The organism is Parapedobacter indicus (assembly GCF_900113765.1).
Lineage (GTDB): Bacteria > Bacteroidota > Bacteroidia > Sphingobacteriales > Sphingobacteriaceae > Parapedobacter > Parapedobacter indicus.
Genome location: NZ_FOQO01000011.1, coordinates 14,647 through 32,671 on the forward strand (window position 1 = coordinate 14,647; position 18,025 = coordinate 32,671).

Here is an 18,025-nt window from a genome sequence, read left to right on the forward strand (position 1 = left end):
TCGATTGTTATGAAGCTATACAAAACTATGCGAAGTGTCTTGCTCCATGCAGCAGGCGGTTATTATCAGGTCGATCAAGATTGGGATCAACTCATCAACCGGGACCGGCTTTACGATTACCTCAACGATCAGTTGAAATCAGCGCGCGCGGTACAAGAGGGGGATGCCAAGGCATGGATCGCCAACGAAGTGTTGCCCCCGATCGGAAACCAGGAGGTGTGGGCTGCCGGAGTAACGTATTTCCGAAGCATGGAAGCCCGGATGGAAGAGGCTAAAGAGTCGGGCGGAGCCGACTTATACGATAAGGTCTACCATGCCGAGCGGCCTGAACTGTTTTTCAAAGCGTTGCCACATCGGGTAGCGGGTCATGGTCAGCCAGTGAGTATCCGCAAGGACTCGGCGTGGGATGTTCCTGAACCGGAACTGACACTTTTCATTAATTCGGCGGGAAGTATTCAGGGATATACCATAGGAAATGATATGAGTTCTCGGAGCATCGAAGGGGAAAATGCGCTGTATCTTCCGCAAGCAAAAGTATATGACCGAAGTGCGTCACTGGGTCCCTGTCTTTACGTGCCGGAACTGCCGATTGACCCCGAAACGACCATTGCGATGCAGATCTCAAGGGCGGGCAAGGTGATGTTCAGCGATTCGGTGCAGATCAATCGGATCAAACGCCCGTTGGGAGAGCTGGCGGCTTTCCTATACCGCGAATGTCAATTTAGGTATGGAAGCTATCTGATGACGGGTACCTGCTTGGTTCCTCCCACTGATTTTACGTTGGCTCCGGGAGATAAAGTCGATATTGCCATCGACTCCATCGGTACGTTGAGCAACGTCGTAGGCTACAATTGAGGATTGGCTGTGTAGGCTTTTACATACTGAAGCGGGGTAAGTCGCATCACCGATTTAAACTGGCGGTTAAAATTCGATAGGTTGTTGAAACCGGATTCAAAGGCGATATCGGAAATATTGCGTCTATTTTCAATCAGTAGTTTGCAGGCATGACCGATGCGCACTTCCAACAGGAACTGCCAATAGGTTTTCAACGTACGGGTTTTGAAATACCTGCAGAAGGAATGGGGACTAAGGTTCACGGCTGATGCTACTTTGTGAATGGATAGCGGCTCTTTGAAATGGGTGAATGTGTAGTTGAAAATCTGATCGATCCGGTCTGTATTGCTGGCATTAAAGGTTTGGACAAATCCGGTACTGGACAATAATTCGTATTCTTCCGACGTAGCGATGCCGTTGAGTATATGAAGCAGCTGTTCAACGCGGGCAATCCCCTGTGTGTGGATAATTTCCTCCATTTTTTTTGCGATATAGGTTCGCATATTGCCCTTGATTTTTATTCCATGTTGCGCGCGCTCCATTAGTTTTTTTACGGGGACCATCTCCGGTAGTGCCAAAAAAGCCTCACCCCAGAAATCGCCTTTGAAATGAATAGCGACGGCTTCAATGACTAAATCGGACGAGGGTTCAAAGTAACTGGCATCACTGCGCCACAGGTGTGGCACATTGGCACCGAGAAGGATCAGGTCGCCGTCTTCAAACGGTTGCATGCTGTCGCCGACCAGCCGCATGCCCTTCCCCCGGCGGATCAGGGTAAGCTCAACCTCCGGGTGGTAGTGCCAATGATGATACAAATACGGATGAATATCTTCCCGTATGCTGAACGAATAATCGGCACCTGTATCGATTTTCCGGAGGATGGGTTTCACGTTGGAATGCTGAATAAATTTTACCAAATTTACATTAAATTAGGATAGATCTGGAACAATACTGCGTATTAGAAGAAAGAAAATGAAGCCATTATTGAAAATTATCAATAAGGAGCAGCAGGATGTGTTCCAACTGATGCGGGTTTGTGAACCCCATTTCTTCCCGGCGTTGCATTTCCACCCCGAATGCGAAATCATGTTGGTACTCAAAGGAACCGGGATCCGGTTTGTCGGTGACAGCATGGAGCGTTTTCAGCCGGGAGACTTGGTTTTCTATGGCAGGGATATTCCCCATTTTTATCGGAACGACCGGAGTTTTTATCAACAGGTCTCTGATTCGGCCGCCCAAGCCATTGTCATCTATTTCCGGGAGGATTTTTTGGGAAAGGAGTTTTGGGAATTACCCAAAAACATCCAGCTAAAGAAATTATTTACGAACTCAAAACGGGGTATCAAATTCACCGGCAAATCCAAAACGGAGCTGGAAAGACAAATCAAACGATTAGATGATCACAAAGATAGCCTAGCCAAATTGATTGATTTGTTATCTATCTTACAAGTGATGGCCAATTCTAAGGAATGCGAGCTGTTATCCAGCCGTGGTTTTGTCTTGCCCATAGAAGAAAATGAATGTAAGCGGATGAATGATGTTTATCAACATATTATCAATCATTACGTGAGCAACCCGTCTTTGGAAGAAGTTTCGGCCATCGCAAATATGAGTCCGTCTGCTTTTTGCCGCTACTTTAAACAGCATTCTAACAAGACGTACACCCAGTTTTTGAATGAAATTAAAATTGGGAATGCTTGTAAGTTGCTTATCGATAACAAGCTGCCTATTTCGCAAATTTGCTTTGAGGTTGGCTTTAACAACTTTACCCATTTTAATGGCCAGTTCAGACGGATTATCGGCGTAACTCCCAGTCAATATCAGCGGCAACACCTATCAATGAGCTAAATCGATTCCTTCACATTCCGAACCGATAGAGTTAAAGTATTTTGCCTTCAATATGAATTATTTTGCGGTTGTAGCTGTCAAAATAATTTAATCATTAAACAGAATACTTGTAGCCCGAACTGCGTTTTGATGATACCTTCGTAACTATAAACATCAAGTACTAACTAGCGTGCTTGAGACCAATTGTAGCCGTGATCTTACGTGTGATGTGTGCGATGTAGTGCAGCCATCAATGGATTTGAGGCAAACTGGATTACAGAATTTAATAACCAAGTTATAACCAAAAGTAAGTTAACATGAAGAAAATTAAACATTTCCTTGTGCTGTTCACTTTTCTTCCAGGGTGTTTAGTGGTTTTGGGACAAACTAAACGGATATCCGGTACGGTGACCTCGTCGGGAGACGGAACCGCATTAAATGGCGTATCGATATGGGTGAAGGGAAGCGAGCGGGGAACAACTACGGATGAATCGGGTGTATTTGCCATAGATGCTGCCAAAGGAGATACCTTGCGTCTTACGTACGTAGGTTATCGACAACAGGATGTCGTTGTTGGAGAGGCCAATGCGTTAACCATTCGATTGGAATTGTCAGCGGGAAATTTGGACGAGGTGGTGGTGGTTGGGTATGGCACACAAAAGAAGCAAGACATCACCGGCGCCATCACCTCCATTTCAACGCAGGCGCTCCGCGAAGTACCGGCAACAAGCGCTCCGCAGATGCTGCAAGGACGGGCGGCTGGCGTGGATGTGGTGCATGCAGGTAATAAACCCGGTGCGGGCGTTACAGTGAGGGTGCGGGGAAGGCGGTCGTTCAACGCAGGAAACGACCCGCTGTATGTGGTGGATGGCATTCCGATATCAGGAGGATTCAACGATATCAATCCCGATGACATTGAATCCATTGACGTACTAAAGGATGCCTCTGCTACGGCAATATATGGTTCGAGGGGTGCAAACGGAGTGGTTCTGGTTACTACCAAACGGGGGAAAAGTGGCCGCACAAACATCCATTACGATGCCTATTATGGAAGTTCAACCATTATGAGGTATGCTGAGTTGATGAATGGCGAAGAATTCGCCGAATATAAACGGGAATCGAGGAGAGCGGTAATTAGCCCCGTGACGGGCAGGCCTTTGTATGACGATGAGGATCCCAATGCGGATGTAAATTCAGGCATATTTGATGCTGTTGAACTTCAATCAATCACCGAAGGGAGGTCGACCGACTGGCAGCGGTTAATGATCAAAGACGGATCGGTGCAGAATCACGGACTGAGCGTTTCGGGAGGAACTGACCATACCAACTTTAATATTTCATTGGGATATTTTAATGACGTGGGTATTTTGAAAGGACAGGATTTCACCCGTTATACCACACGGCTTAATGTTGACCAAAAGATTGGCAAACGGGTAAAAGTAGGCATGTCGACGCTTGGTTCGTATAGTGAGCGAAATGGAGAAGATGTCAATCCATATAATGCGGGTGCCGATTTTGGAACCTTGACAGAAAATCCACTGGGCATACCGTATGATGAAAATGGAAACATCATCTTCCGCCCGACAAGTGATGGACTTCGTACCAATCCGTTGTTGGAAATTGTGCCGGGTGCGGTTATTAATAAATCGAAGGTAGTCCGCTTATTCAGCAGCATATATGGCGAAGCCGAGGTATTTGATGGCCTGAAATTCCGGATGAATTTTGGGCCCGATTTACGTCAAGATCGGAAAGGCGACTTTCGTGGTAGCCTCACCAATGCGCGCCAGGGAGGAGACCCCGCCGCCAACAATGCTGAAAATTTTGCTTTTCAATATGCGTGGGAGAATATCCTGACCTACCAGAAGACCCTCAGTGAGAAGCACCAATTGGATATAACCGGTTTATACAGTGTGCAATCGCTGCAACAGGAAGGAACAACCATCAATGTATTGGGGCTGCCTGTGGAATCACTGGAATATTATAACCTCGGGGCAGCGTCGACCATCAATTCGGTAGGAAGTGATTATGAAAAGTGGACCATCCTTTCTTATATGGCCCGGATTAACTACATATTTGACCAGCGTTTTCTTCTTACGCTGACAGGTCGCGCGGATGGATCTTCGAAATTTTCCACGGGCAATAAATGGGGATATTTTCCCTCGTTAGCCCTTGGCTGGAATCTCAAAAATGAACAGTTTTTGCAGGAAAGCAACCTTTTTTCCAATTTAAAATTGAGGCTTAGTTACGGGGAAACAGGCAATGAGGGCATCATGCCTTATCAAACCCAGGGATTGGTGTCCCGAACCGTTTATGATTTTGATGGTAGCTCGGCATTTGGATATCGACCTTCCACTATCCGGAATGACGGCCTGAAATGGGAAACTACCAAGTCTGCAAATATCGGTCTGGATTTTGGACTTTGGAATAACCGGGTAACCGGGGCTATTGAAGTATATCAGTCGCGAACCACGGATTTATTACTTCCCCGGGTTTTGCCTATAACAAGCGGATATAATTCGATTTTATCAAATGTTGGCGTAAAAAGAAACAGGGGACTGGAAGTGTCGGTTTCTTCCCTAAACATTGTTTCGAACGATGAACAGGGCTTCGAATGGGCCACCGATTTGAATCTTTACACCAACCAGGAGCAGATACTTGAATTGTCGCAGGGAAAAGTAGATGACATCGGAAATTTGAGATTTATCGGGCATCCCGCGGTGGTGTATTATGATTATGTTAAAGCGGGCATTTGGCAGCTGGGGCAGGAAGGGGAGGCCGAACAATATAGCTCGATCGTGGGTGGGGTGAAAGTGAAGGATGTAAATGGAAACGGCGTAATTGACCCCGACGACCGGCAAATATTGGGAAGTGATATACCCAAACTGTCTGGAGGTTTGACCAACCGATTTCGCTATAAAGGATTCGATTTGTCAATTTTTGCATTTGCTCGATTAGGAGGAATGATTCAAAGTACGGAATACGGGACCTTTAGGTTCCTGTCAGGAAGGGTAAACCAGTATCGGGTGGATTATTGGACAAAGGATAATCCGACAAACGCATTTCCACAACCTAATTCCAATTTGGAAACACCTTATTTTGGATCGACACTGCGCTATTTCAGCGGAAGCTTTGTAAAAATCAGAAACATCAATTTAGGCTACAATTTTTCGGAACGTATCGCCCGTAGCATAGGAGCCCAATCGTTGCGGATTTACCTAAGCGCGCAGAACCCGTTAGTTTTCTCGGAATACGTCTCCAAATACAGCGGACTTGATCCCGAAAACCCAACCAATAGCACACCCCCGAGCCGCGTTTTTTTGGCTGGGCTGAATGTTAGATTTTAATCCATTTTTGATATGAAAACGGTTAACTGTCTTTTATTTATCGTAATCGCCACCTCCTTTTTCTCTTGCAGTAATCTACTGGAAGAAGATGTCAGGTCGCAGATTACAGACAACCATCTCAGTACGGCTGGTGGGTGGCTCGAAGGTGTGAATGCATCCTATAGTTTCTTGCGGTCTTTTTACGGAATAAATGAGAACGGAGCTACGGTGACTGTATTTGGTACCGATGAATTTACGAATGGGTTTGACGGAGGACTGAAAAGTTTTAATTTTTACGACTTTGGCCTGAATCCACGAAATGGTGTTGTCAATACCCTTTGGAACAATCTGTATGTTGCTATCAATACCTGCAACGCCGTGATTAGCCGGGCACCGGAAGTGACTGGCCTGGATGAAGCGCTTAAAGAGACTCGGCTGGGGGAAGTACATTTTTTACGGGCGCAGTATTATTTCCTGCTTGTGCAGTTATTCGGGCCGGTACATCTAACCCTTGAAGAGGTTCAGGGTATCCAAACTTCAGCGGCACGTGCACCCGTTGAGGATATTTATGCGACCATTATAGAAGACCTGAATTTTGCGCTTGGGCGATTGCCAATGATCGCTTCGGACTATGGCCGTGTTACCAAGCCCGCAACCGAACATTTGCTGGCCAAAGTTTATTTGACCAAAGCTGGGTCGGCAGCGCAACAGGCGGATGATTATACAAAAGCCGCTGATTACGCCAAAGGCGTGATTGATAACTACAGCTTCCGGTTGTTGGACGACTTCATTACCGTTTTCGAGCAAGGGGAAGGTGAGAAAAATGACGAAGTTATCTGGTCTATTCAAAACAGCAAGAGTTTTATCACCGCTGGTCAGACAGCATGTTGCGACGGTGGAAATACGTTGCATACCTATTTTTTGATGAAGTATGACGATTTGCCGGGAATGCAGCGTGACATTGAAAATGGAAGGCCCTGGGCACGGTTTAGGCCTACTCGGTTTACATTGGAACAGTTGTTCAACCGAACCTTGGATGATCGGTACGAAAAGAGTTTTAAGCGTGTGTTTTATGCCAATAGGCCCGGTACCTATACAATTAACGGAAGGCAGATAACGTTTAATACGGGTGATACTGCCGTTTTTGTATCGGATCGGGAGTGGTCAGCAAGCGAATTGAGCCAGGTTAATTATAACGTTTTTCCTCCAAGTCGCCAAAATGAACGGGTCTATCCCACGTTAACTAAGTTTTTAGATCCAGATCGTCCTGATCCGCAGGAAATGCGAGGTTCGAGAGACTTTATTGTTTTTCGGTTGGCAGACACCTATCTCATTGCAGCTGAGGCATTGATGAGCGATAACAAAACTGACGAAGCTATAGAATATGTAAATGCGGTACGCCGTCGCGCGGCAAAGAAGGGAAATACCGCCGAGGAAACGCTAGCCAATCAAAAACAAATGGAGGTTACGGCCGATCAGTTGGATATTGATTTTATACTCGACGAGCGTGCCCGGGAGCTTTTGGGTGAAATGACTCGCTGGTTTGACTTGGTACGCACAGGGAAGTTGGTAGAGCGGGTAAAAAAATATAATCCAGATGCTGCGAATAACATTGAGCCTTTTCATGCATTGCGGCCTATCCCTCAAGATCAGATTGATCGGACCGATACCGAGTTTCCGCAAAACGAAGGATACCAGTGATATGTATAAACCATAAATGATAAAATGATGAAAAGAATCACGCATTTGACGATCTTATTTTTAGCAATACAGGGGCAAACTGTATACACGCAGACCACCCAGAAACCGGGAACATTACAGGTACCTGTCGAAACAGTTGTTGACAAAATCAGAGGCGGTCTATTGGGACAGATTTTAGGGAATTTAAACGGCTTACCGCATGAGTTTAAGTATGAGAAAGAACCCGGACAGGTAAAAAATTATGTGCCACAGCTCTTAGAAGGTGCTCGAACGGATGACGATACCGATTTTGAATGGGTATATATCCTGGAGATGCAAAAGAAAAGGAACGTTTTCTTACCGTATGACGAAATAGAAGCCTTATGGAAGGACCGGATCAACCGAAGGATATGGTGTTCAAACCGGTATGCAAGGCATTTGATGGATTTAGGTATAAACCCACCCTATACGGGGAATGTGTTGCTAAACCCCTGGGCCGATTTTAACGTCTCTGGCCAGTTTTTATGCGAGACATTTGGACTGCTCGCGCCGGCGATGCCGCAAACAGCGGCCAAGATCGGTCTCAATTACACTCAGGTCGCAATTGATGGTGAACCGGCACAAACCACTCAGCTGTTTACGGCGATGATCGCGACTGCCTTTTTAGCGCGCGACATTGACGAAGTACTTGAGGCGGGTATTGCAGCCATCGATCCTAAAAGCAATACCTACGTAATCATTGAGAATGTCCGGAACTGGCATCGTCAATATCCCGAAGATTGGCGGGAAGCAAGGCGCCAAATACGAGATAAATATACGCAGGAAGGGGGAGCAATTCGGGACATGAATGGTACGGAATTGAATACGGCGGCTATCATCGCTGCTTTATTGTACGGGGATGGGGATTTTGCAGAGTCCTTGAAACTGGCTTTCAACATGGGCTGGGATGCGGATTGCAATGCGGCGACTGTTGGAACAATCATGGGCGTTTTGGAAGGTTACCGAAGCCTGATGAGTAACGAGTGGAGAATTGTTGACCGATATCAGAATACAACCCGCGACAACATGCCGATGGACGAGACGATTACCAGCTTTGCCGATCGTTTGATCGATCTCTTCGAGATCGTGAACGAAGACAACGGGGGAAGCAAAGCAGTTTCCGGCCAAAAATTGGTATACAACATCGTTCGAGAAGAACCTAAGCCAGTCATTGTAAAAAGGCCCGAAGAAGCACTGAAAAAGGAACTTCTGGAACAAGAGCCAATGGAGGTGCTGATTTCAAAAATCAAGGAAGGAACCAGCGAGGAAAAAGCACGTGCCGCTTATATTGCAGTTTGTCTCGATCTGTATCCCGAGATCAGTAAGAAATATCCGTCCGAATGGGCCGTAGCTAAACAGGCGTTAAGCGGCTATGTAAAAGTGATGAATAACGTATTTTATGGAGGCAATTTTAAATCCCTGACGGCATTGAAACAGAAATTCGTTTCTGCTGGCTTCACCGCTCCTGCACAGCGGTTGACAGACAACGAGGTATACAGCGAAGTAGTATGGGTAGATCCGAAAGGGCTGAACTGACATGGGGAACCGATTGTTTGAGCTAATGGGCAAAAATGCCCTCGTAACCGGCAGTACCCAAGGCATCGGGTTGGCTATTGCCCGAGGACTGGGTGCGGCAGGGGCTAGAATCATCATAAACGGCCGCGATAATTATCGGGTGCAGGACGTCGCAGCGATGTTGCAAGCAGACGGACTAAATGCCGATGGCTATTCATTTGATGTGACGGATGAGCGGCAAGTTAGCGAAGCGGTTGCCGGGATAGAATCTGCTGTGGGTCCGATCGATATTCTCGTAAATAACGCCGGAATTATCAGGCGTGTACCCACGGAAGAGCTGGAAGAGTCCGACTGGAATGCGGTTATTCAAACCAATCTTACCGCTCCTTTTTTGGTATCAAAGCACGTCGGCAAATTCATGATTAGGCGGAAAAGAGGAAAAATCATCCATATCTGCTCGCTGATGAGTGAGCTGGGGCGGGATACGGTTTCTGCATACGCGGCGGCTAAAGGTGGGTTGAAAATGCTTACCCGCAATCTGGCTACCGAATGGGCAGTCCATAATATTCAAGTAAATGCCATCGGACCGGGTTATATTGCCACACCCATTAACATAAGCTATCGGGATCCCGACAACCCGTTAAACCGATACATCATCAGCCGTACGCCGGCAGGGCGTTGGGGTACACCGGATGACTTGGTGGGTACGGCGGTTTTTTTGGCATCCGCCGCGTCGGATTTCGTTAACGGACAGCTTATCTATGTGGACGGCGGATTGGTTACCTCGTTTGGTAAGCCCTTTGACAACTAAGTTATTAGCCAAATGAACAAGCGTATCCGTATCAAAAATTTCCGTTGGTGGATTGTTGCATTGATTGCGCTGGCCACCGCGATCAATTATTTAGATAGGCAAAATCTGCCCGTTGCATTAAGCGAAATCAGAAAAAGTTTTGAAATCAGCGATGTCGATTACGGTCTGATAAATAGTCTTTTTCTGTTTGCTTATGGGACCATGTATGCCGTTGGTGGGCGGATCATCGACGTGTTGGGTTCCCGAGTCGGTTATTTTATATTGATTGTGTGGTGGTCCATCGCCAATATGTTTCACGGATTAGTGTCCAGTGTCATGGGATTGGGAATTGCCCGGTTTTTATTGGGGATAGGTGAGGGGGGAGCTTTTCCCGGTTCAGCAAAAGTCGTGTCGGAATGGTTCCCTAAAAAGGAACGAGCCTTAGCGTTTGGGATTTTCAATACAGGTTCAAGTGTGGGTGCGGTGGTCGCTCCACCAGTGATTGCACTGATCATCGCGACCTGGAACTGGCATTGGACGTTTTTTATTTTTGGTGCCGTGGGGTTGATATGGGCAGTTGTGTGGTTGATCGTATACACGGTACCCGCGCGCAGTAAATTGGTGACCGATGAAGAACGTGCATGGATTGCCGCCAGCCAAGCGGAGGGACAATTGGAGGATCAACACGCGACGCAACGGATTCCTTGGATAAGTCTCTTCAAATACCGGAAGCTATGGGGGCTCTTAGCCATTAAGTTTTTGCCAGATGCGGGTTGGTATTTTTTTATTTTTTGGCTTCCAAAATACCTGAATGACGTGCGGGGCTTGGACATTCAAGGTATCGGTTCGTATGCGTGGATTCCATATGCCATGGCGGGAGGAGGAAGTTTTCTCGGAGGTTGGCTAAGTAGCTTTTTGCTGCGGAAGCAATTTTCCTTGGATCTTTCCCGAAAAATACCCCTTGGCATCGCGGCTGCATTGCTCCCTCTTTCGTTGTTTATTACGGATGCTTCGTTGCACATGGCGGTATTCTTTTTCGGGATGGCGATGTTTGGGCATCAACTATACTCTACTATTGTGCAGACGTTGGTGGCGGATATGTTTCCTTCCCGTGTCGTAGGCTCGGTTTCAGGGTTGATGGGATGTGCAGCTACCTATGGAGCGATGTTATTCAGCTTGGTCATCGGATTTATTATCGACGATTATGGGTACAGACCGGCTTTCTTTATTGCGGGTTTATTGCATCCGCTGAGTTTTATTTTATTATTTATCATTATTAAACGGATAGAAATGATCAAAATTAGTGGATCTGTCATCAATCGTTAACCGGAACATAGCTAAAACTCATGATAAAATTATCCATTGCCATAGCCGATACTCACGCGCTACCTAGCGCTTTCGTTGTATTTCGAGGATTCGATGCGTGCATACCTAAAGCAGCGCAATTGGGATTTAACGGCGTTGAGTTGGCGTTAAAACGACGAAGCGAAATAGACGAACACCGATTAAAGCAACTCTTAGAAGAACATCACCTAGCGGTATCCTGTATTTCAACAGGACAAGTATATGCTGACGGGGGACTTACGTTAACGGAAGAAGATATCGAAAAGCGGGAGGAAGTGATTTCGATCTTTAAAGAACTGATTGATCTGGCAGAAAAATTTGGAAAGCTGATCAATATAGGGCGGGTGAGGGGACAAATCGGGCAACGGCAAACCGAGGAAGTAGAAGTTATTTTTTGTGAAACCGTCCGCTTGCTGTGCGACTATGCGGCACCAAAAGGAGTGACCTTGATGCTAGAACCCGTGAATCGGTATGAATGTGATTTTGTTAATTCGATTGAAGAGGGAGTGGCATTGCTGAAGCGGATTGATAGACCCAATTTTAAATTGATGCCGGATGTTTTCCATATGAATATCGAAGACGTTACGATAGCCGACGAGTTGGCAAAGTATATCCGTTACATCAGTTATATACATTTGGCAGATTCGAATCGATTGGCACCAGGGCAAGGACATACTGATTTCAAGAAGATTTTTGATCGACTGGCTGCGTCGCAATACGATGGATGGGTGTCGGTCGAAATTTTGCCCAGGCCGGATCCTGACACAGCAGCTTTCCAGTCCGTCGATTTTTTATTACCTTTAATAAAGGCATATAATGAGACCGTATTTCAATGAAATGATAAGCGTAAGAACGAGGAGGTTTCTATGAACGTGAAAAAAATTATCATCGGAAATGATCATGGCGGTTATGATCTAAAGAAAGTCATAGTCAAACACCTGGAACAACAAGGGTATTCGGTTGAAGATGTCGGATCGCATTCGGATGCCATTGTGAGGTATCCGTATTATGCCGCTTCGGTAGCCCATGCCGTAGCTCAAAATCCGGAAGATAATAAGGGCATACTAATCTGCTCCACAGGAATCGGCATGTGTATCATTGCCAATAAATTTAGGGGAATTCGGGCGGCACTATGCAATACCTCGTATCAGGGAAAGATGACGTCAGCCCACAATAATTCAAACATCTTGTGTTTGGGAGGACGATGCATCGGCGCCTTTGAAGCAATTGATATTTTGGATGCATGGTTAAATACGCCTTACGAGGGCGGCCGCCACGATATATCACTCGGATTGATCGGAGAAGCAGAAAATACCAATTTTTCCGATGAACAATGGAACCCTGATATTCCGGATATCCCGTAGATCCGGCCTATTTATATTAGACTGATTACTGACCTTATTTTTTCTATAAATTGATTAATGAGGGCAAAAAACAGTTAGAATAGGATAGCAAATGAGTGGCTTGCCGCGTAGGGTGTTTTTATCTTTGTTATAGTAAGTATTACCTTAGTTAGCGAAAAGAGCATGCGAGTAGTTTTGATATCCTCCTTTATGGTAGTGTGCGCATATCTTACCCCTGTGCGCGCCCAACCGTCTGTTCAATCGGAAAAGACAATCAATTTATTTGACGGAAAGACATTGAATGGCTGGAGAACGGTAAACCCCGACGACGCGAAATATTGGAGGGCAAAAGATAGCCTGATTGTGGGCGGAGACGGTGACACCAATGTGCCTCAAAATACGTATCTGCAAACAATCGATGAGTACGATGATTTTGAACTTAGATGCCTTTTTCGGCTTTCCGGTGACCCCAATACAGGTTTCATCAATAGCGGCATTCAATATCGATCCAAAGTGGTAGCGAATGACATCATAGGCTATCAAGCAGATATCGGCGATGGACATTGGGGCGATATTTATGACGAACATCGCCGTGGGTTATTACAATCAGGGGACTTGCATACCGTTTGGCGCATCCTCAAGAAAGATGGTTGGAATAGTTATATCGTCCGGGTTCGGGGGAACCATCATGAGCTTTACATCAATGGCGTCAAAACATGTGACTACATCGAAAAAGATGCGACTGTCCCCGTCAAAGGTATCATTGCGTTTCAGCTCCATGGCGGTGGGGCCGCAAAAATCGAGATAAGGGATGTGACAATAACCCCTTTGACTAAACGGTAACCAGTCTCAAATTACCTACAATATTTCTGTGAATTATTCAGCATACATAACCCGTTTATTAACAATGCAATCACGCCTATTTACCCTTTATTTTCTCAGTTTGTTTATCGCAATAGCAGGAATTTCCTGCACTGGTAATTCCGACTCAACGGATTCACACCAGATTGACCGCGAATATGTATTGAACGCCAAGATGGTTGGCTATACGGGGGTGGGTGGCGATATCGACGGACAGCACAATCCAATATTGCGTGCAAAGAAAGGTGAGCGGGTAAAGATTTCGTTAATCAACGGAGAGCTCATGGCCCACGATATTACGTTTGAAAAGCAATCGGATATAAAAAGCGAGACAATGCTCGAAGAGGGGGATACCACCAGCATCATTTTTATGGCGACGGAAGACGATACCTATTATTGTAGTTTACCCAATCATAAGCAATCCATGCACGGCGACTTTAAAATTGTTGACCAGATTGAAGCGGTGGCTGCAACGGAGGATAACTGGGGAAGCTCGCCGCGGAACGCCGATGGAAGACCATTGAATTTCGGATTTGAACGGGCAAGTCTACAGGATTGGAAAGCAACCGGCGATGCATTTGGCCCGAATGCGGTGGCGTTTGATCCTAGACCTTGGTATCCGGACAGTATGGTGCTGAAACAAGCGGGCGACTACTATGTAACCAGTGGGGGCACGTCGAATTATAAGGCAAAAGGAACACTTACTTCGACGTCGTTTAACGTAACACACCCGTGGGCTTCCTTTAGGATTACCGGTGGGGCAATGGAAGGATTACGGGTTGAGCTGGTCGACGCGAAAACAGATACGGTCATTTTTAAGATTTCAGGCTATATAAACGATAGTAATCCAGGCAATCCTGAACATGCGGCGTTCCGGCCGGTGGTCGTGGATATGACGCCGCATAAAAACAAAGAGATATACATCCGCGTGGTCGACGAAGAGACCGGTATGATGCCTGAAATTCCTTATGTCGGAGATAACCCATGGGCGCATATTTCGTTTGACGATTTCCGCTTCCATACTAAACGGCCTACATACCCGAACGAATTGCGGCCGGATGACGTGATTATCCTGCCTCCTCGCGATCCCGTGCCACATGCCGGCCTGTCCGGGAAGGAAGCGGCGGAGGCGATGGATGTGCCCGAAGGATTCAAAATTACCCTAGCAGCTGCAGAGCCGGATGTTGTACGGCCGATCGCATTTACACTGGATGATCGCGGACGCCTGTGGGTCGTAGAGGCACACACGTACCCCGTAAGGGCAGCGGAAGGGCAGGGCAAGGACCGCATCCTGATTTTTGAAGATACCGATGGCGATGGTACGCTGGACAGTCGGAAAGTCTTTATAGAACAGCTCAACTTGGTAAGTGGCATTGCATTGGGATTCGGCGGCGTTTGGGTAGGTGCTGCTCCCAACTTGTTGTACATCCCGATCGACCAGGAAAAGGATTTACCCGCGGGCAAGCCTCAGGTAATGCTCGACGGATTCGGTTACGAGGATACTCACGAGGTGTTAAACACGTTTAGATGGGGGCCGGATGGATGGCTGTATGGTACACACGGGGTTTTTACCCACTCCAACGTGGGTAAACCCGGTACGCCTGACGATGAGCGCACCAAACTCAATGCGGGGGTATGGCGTTACCATCCTACAAAACATGAGTTTGAGGTATTTGCCCATGGAACGAGTAACCCCTGGGGGGTTGATTTTAACGACTATGGTCATGCATTTGCTACGGTTTGTGTGATCCCGCATTTATACCACATCGTTCCTGGAGGAAGATATCTCAGACAAGCCGGTGCACATTTTAACGCCTATACGTACGGTGATATCAATACCATTGCCGACCATGTTCACTGGTTAGGAGATCAGGGACCGCATGCGGGTAATTTCCGGTCGGCCGCGGCTGGAGGAGGTCACGCGCATGCAGGAGCGATGTTTTACCTGGGTAATAAACATTGGGGGATCGATCGGAATGCGATTTTTATGAACAATATCAATGGCTTCCGCGTCAATATGGATGTAACCGAACGGTCAGGGTCGGGATACGTGGCCCATCACGGCAAAGACTTTATCTTGAATAACGATTTTTGGTCGCAATGGTTGAATTTCCAGATTGCTCCCAGCGGATCGGTGTATGTGAATGACTGGTACGACAAAAACCAATGCCATAGTCCAAATCCCGATGTGCACGACAAAACATTGGGGCGTATTTTCAAAATCTCCCACGAAAAGGATCAGTGGGTTACTGTGGATTTAGGGAAGAAAACAGATGCGGAATTGGTAGCTTACCAACTCCATGAGAATGAGTTTTATGTGGTGCACAGTCGCCGATTGCTGCAGGAACGGGGAGGCAATGCCGAAGTCCATGCAGGCTTATGGAAGATAGTTAACGACAATCCGGATGTCACCCGTAAACTGCGCGCGTTGTGGGCCTTGCATGTTACGGGAGGAATCAATGAAGAGCAGGCTGAGCGCTTGTTGGATCATGCCGACGAATACGTTCGATCTTGGGTTATTCAACTGATTGCGGAAGATAAAACGGTGCCTGCGGGGGCGCAGCGCCGGTTTGAATCGATGGCAAAGCGGGATACATCGGCATTGGTACGCTTGTACCTCGCCTCAGCACTTCAGCGGATGGCTCCGGATCAGCGGTGGGAAATTGTCAAAAACCTCAGTATGCATGAGGAAGATGCGGCAGACCAAAATATTCCGCTGATGGTTTGGTATGCACTGGAGCCGTTGGTGGCTGAAGATGCCGAACGCGCGACCGAATTGGCGAAAAATTCGAAACTGCCAAATTTACAGGAATTTGTTTCAAGACGTATTGCAGATGGGAAAAAATAAATTTATCTTGCTTGTTATGGCACCTTTGGTTCTGGGTGTAGCTTGTGACGACGCAAGGACACAGGAGCGTACAGGAAGCGGAAGTGATGTAATATTTAAAAAACAGGTGCTGACCACCGAATTTATTTCGGAGGGAGTTGCGGTAGCGGATGTAAACAAGGACGGGGTTGTCGATATCATTGCGGGGGCCAAATGGTTTGAAGGACCGGATTGGAAGAATGTACACGCTATCTATCCCGAAAATCAGGTGTTTGACGGTACGACGGGATACAGCAATTCCATGTTAAACTTCACCGCTGATATCGATCAGGACGGGTGGATCGATTACATCCGCGTGGATTTTCCAGGCAAGGAGGTATGGTGGTACCGAAATCCGGGGACGGATGGTGGGTTTTGGAAACAACATACCGTCGCAAAGACAGCATCCAATGAATCGCCTGCATTTGTGGATATCGATGGCGATGGACGCGCCGATATGTTATGCGGTGATCCGCACACTGGCGAGATGGTTTGGTTCCGATGTCCTTCCACCAAGGGCGATACCTCGTGGGTTCGTCATACCATCAGTGAGCCAAAGATGCCCGGTACAGAAATTTTTTCCCATGGGCTTGGTTTCGGAGACATTAACGGAGACGGTCGTGCGGATGTCATCATCAAAGAGGGGTGGTGGGAAGCACCTGTAGACCCAACACAGCCCGGCTGGACGTTCCATAACGCTGAATTGGGACTGAACGCCGCCCAAATGTATGTAATGGACGTAAATGGCGACGGCTACTCGGATGTGATCAGTTCATCAGCCCACCGATTCGGAATGTGGTGGTATGAACAAGGACGTGATGCCGGAGGCAAGACGACATGGAAACTCCACGAAATCAACAGCGAATATTCACAAACCCACGCATTGTCCCTGGTGGATTTAGATAAGGATGGTGATCTGGATCTGGTGAGTGGTATGCGCTATTTTGCCCACCAGGGCCATGATCCAGGCGAATCCAACGACCCAACCCTTTTCTGGCTGGAATTTAAGGCGGGAGAGACACCGAAGTGGACCTTACACGTTATTGACAGCGATTCCGGAGTGGGAGTAAACAATGTGGTGGAGGACATAAATGGCGACGGGTTATTGGACATCGCCATTGCCAACAAAAAGGGTGTGTTTTACTTTGAGCGGGTCGCTCCGTGAACGGCCCGTTGCCGCAGCTGAAGCCTGTTTTTTCGGTAATCGATAACGCCGCCGTAACGTGCGAGGATATCGCCCCCAATGACTCCGATAACCGGCTCTACCTCCAGTTGTTCGTACGCAAAGTTGATCGAAGATAAATCAAGGATAGCCACCTCGTAATCGCGAAGATGTAATCCGCCAATTTGCAGATCAGGCACGTTTAGAACGAAGCTGGGCATGGAAGTGGTCCCCAGGCCAGTGGACAGCATGTCGGTGTGCCGTAGCACGCTGTCGGGGTGGAGATGGAGATGTGTTTCCACCGTTGCCTTATCAAATACGGTTTTGGAAGCACCTGTATCCAAAACAGCTTTGAAATGCTTGCCAAAAACAATGACTTCCAACAAAAGGTGGAAGCCATCGTCCTGTAGGTTAAGTAGCGTCAGGGGAATGTAAACCATG

14 protein-coding genes are annotated in these 18,025 nt (G+C 47.1%); 12 read left to right on the plus strand and 2 right to left on the minus strand.

All coding sequences use genetic code 11. The annotated features are described in order from the left end of the window. Positions 1–9: 9 nt before the first annotated feature. Positions 10–855 (plus strand): fumarylacetoacetate hydrolase family protein, encoded by an 846-nt coding sequence (locus tag BMZ56_RS20180; RefSeq protein WP_090629991.1) that lies wholly within the window; start codon positions 10–12, stop codon positions 853–855. Here BMZ56_RS20180 and BMZ56_RS20185 read toward each other — a convergent pair. Next, positions 846–1,751 carry an AraC family transcriptional regulator gene (locus tag BMZ56_RS20185; protein ID WP_090629993.1) on the minus strand — a complete coding sequence of 302 codons (906 nt, stop codon included), beginning with the start codon at positions 1,749–1,751 and terminating at the stop codon, positions 846–848. The two genes, BMZ56_RS20180 and BMZ56_RS20185, sit on opposite strands and share 10 nt — an antisense overlap. Before the next feature lie 55 nt (positions 1,752–1,806). On the opposite strand from BMZ56_RS20185, the gene BMZ56_RS20190 reads away from it, so the two are divergent. From BMZ56_RS20190 to BMZ56_RS20240, 11 genes are all read left to right on the plus strand, one after another. Next, positions 1,807–2,682, plus strand: a complete 876-nt coding sequence (locus BMZ56_RS20190) for an AraC family transcriptional regulator (protein WP_090629996.1) — start codon at positions 1,807–1,809, stop codon at positions 2,680–2,682. Between the two features lie 296 nt (positions 2,683–2,978). After that, entirely contained in the window at positions 2,979–6,005 is a 3,027-nt protein-coding gene (locus BMZ56_RS20195) for a SusC/RagA family TonB-linked outer membrane protein (RefSeq protein ID WP_090630000.1), read from the plus strand. A 12-nt stretch (positions 6,006–6,017) separates the two neighbouring features. Beyond that, positions 6,018–7,685 (plus strand): RagB/SusD family nutrient uptake outer membrane protein, encoded by a 1,668-nt coding sequence (locus BMZ56_RS20200; RefSeq protein WP_090630002.1) that lies wholly within the window; start codon positions 6,018–6,020, stop codon positions 7,683–7,685. Between the two features lie 24 nt (positions 7,686–7,709). Next, entirely contained in the window at positions 7,710–9,239 is a 1,530-nt protein-coding gene (locus tag BMZ56_RS20205) for an ADP-ribosylglycohydrolase family protein (protein WP_090630005.1), read from the plus strand. A gap of 1 nt (position 9,240) precedes the next feature. Beyond that, positions 9,241–10,029: an SDR family NAD(P)-dependent oxidoreductase gene (locus BMZ56_RS20210; RefSeq protein ID WP_090630007.1), complete on the plus strand. Its 789-nt coding sequence runs from the start codon at positions 9,241–9,243 to the stop codon at positions 10,027–10,029. 12 nt (positions 10,030–10,041) lie between these two features. Further along, entirely contained in the window at positions 10,042–11,334 is a 1,293-nt protein-coding gene (locus tag BMZ56_RS20215; RefSeq protein ID WP_090630010.1) for an MFS transporter, read from the plus strand. A 20-nt stretch (positions 11,335–11,354) separates the two neighbouring features. Beyond that, positions 11,355–12,188 (plus strand): sugar phosphate isomerase/epimerase family protein, encoded by an 834-nt coding sequence (locus tag BMZ56_RS20220; RefSeq protein ID WP_218146632.1) that lies wholly within the window; start codon positions 11,355–11,357, stop codon positions 12,186–12,188. 30 nt (positions 12,189–12,218) lie between these two features. Next, complete coding sequence (rpiB, locus tag BMZ56_RS20225) at positions 12,219–12,716, plus strand: ribose 5-phosphate isomerase B (RefSeq protein WP_090630012.1); 498 nt, start codon at positions 12,219–12,221, stop codon at positions 12,714–12,716. 162 nt (positions 12,717–12,878) lie between these two features. Next, positions 12,879–13,538, plus strand: coding sequence for a 3-keto-disaccharide hydrolase (locus BMZ56_RS20230; RefSeq protein ID WP_090630014.1), 660 nt, complete (start codon positions 12,879–12,881; stop codon positions 13,536–13,538). Positions 13,539–13,602: 64 nt separating this feature from the next. After that, a complete protein-coding gene (locus BMZ56_RS20235) occupies positions 13,603–16,404 on the plus strand; it encodes a PVC-type heme-binding CxxCH protein (RefSeq protein WP_090630017.1) in 2,802 nt (933 codons plus the stop codon). 16 nt (positions 16,405–16,420) lie between these two features. Next, the gene (locus tag BMZ56_RS20240; RefSeq protein WP_177195232.1) at positions 16,421–17,587 is read left to right on the plus strand and encodes an FG-GAP repeat domain-containing protein; all 1,167 of its coding nucleotides are present in this window, start codon (positions 16,421–16,423) and stop codon (positions 17,585–17,587) included. On the opposite strand, the gene BMZ56_RS20245 is transcribed toward BMZ56_RS20240, so the two are convergent. Further along, on the minus strand, positions 17,563–18,024 hold the full coding sequence (locus BMZ56_RS20245) for a retropepsin-like aspartic protease (protein ID WP_090630022.1): 462 nt from the start codon (positions 18,022–18,024) through the stop codon (positions 17,563–17,565). The genes BMZ56_RS20240 and BMZ56_RS20245 overlap by 25 nt on opposite strands. Position 18,025 lies beyond the last annotated feature (1 nt).

Coding starts and splice junctions, on each gene's coding strand:
- BMZ56_RS20180 (WP_090629991.1), top strand. CDS start 10: ATGAAGCTATACAAAACTATGCGAAGTGTCTTGCTCCATGCAGCAGGC.
- BMZ56_RS20190 (WP_090629996.1), top strand. CDS start 1,807: ATGAAGCCATTATTGAAAATTATCAATAAGGAGCAGCAGGATGTGTTC.
- BMZ56_RS20195 (WP_090630000.1), top strand. CDS start 2,979: ATGAAGAAAATTAAACATTTCCTTGTGCTGTTCACTTTTCTTCCAGGG.
- BMZ56_RS20200 (WP_090630002.1), top strand. CDS start 6,018: ATGAAAACGGTTAACTGTCTTTTATTTATCGTAATCGCCACCTCCTTT.
- BMZ56_RS20205 (WP_090630005.1), top strand. CDS start 7,710: ATGATGAAAAGAATCACGCATTTGACGATCTTATTTTTAGCAATACAG.
- BMZ56_RS20210 (WP_090630007.1), top strand. CDS start 9,241: ATGGGGAACCGATTGTTTGAGCTAATGGGCAAAAATGCCCTCGTAACC.
- BMZ56_RS20215 (WP_090630010.1), top strand. CDS start 10,042: ATGAACAAGCGTATCCGTATCAAAAATTTCCGTTGGTGGATTGTTGCA.
- BMZ56_RS20220 (WP_218146632.1), top strand. CDS start 11,355: ATGATAAAATTATCCATTGCCATAGCCGATACTCACGCGCTACCTAGC.
- rpiB (WP_090630012.1), top strand. CDS start 12,219: ATGAACGTGAAAAAAATTATCATCGGAAATGATCATGGCGGTTATGAT.
- BMZ56_RS20230 (WP_090630014.1), top strand. CDS start 12,879: ATGCGAGTAGTTTTGATATCCTCCTTTATGGTAGTGTGCGCATATCTT.
- BMZ56_RS20235 (WP_090630017.1), top strand. CDS start 13,603: ATGCAATCACGCCTATTTACCCTTTATTTTCTCAGTTTGTTTATCGCA.
- BMZ56_RS20240 (WP_177195232.1), top strand. CDS start 16,421: ATGGCACCTTTGGTTCTGGGTGTAGCTTGTGACGACGCAAGGACACAG.
- BMZ56_RS20245 (WP_090630022.1), bottom strand. CDS start 18,024: ATGGTTTACATTCCCCTGACGCTACTTAACCTACAGGACGATGGCTTC.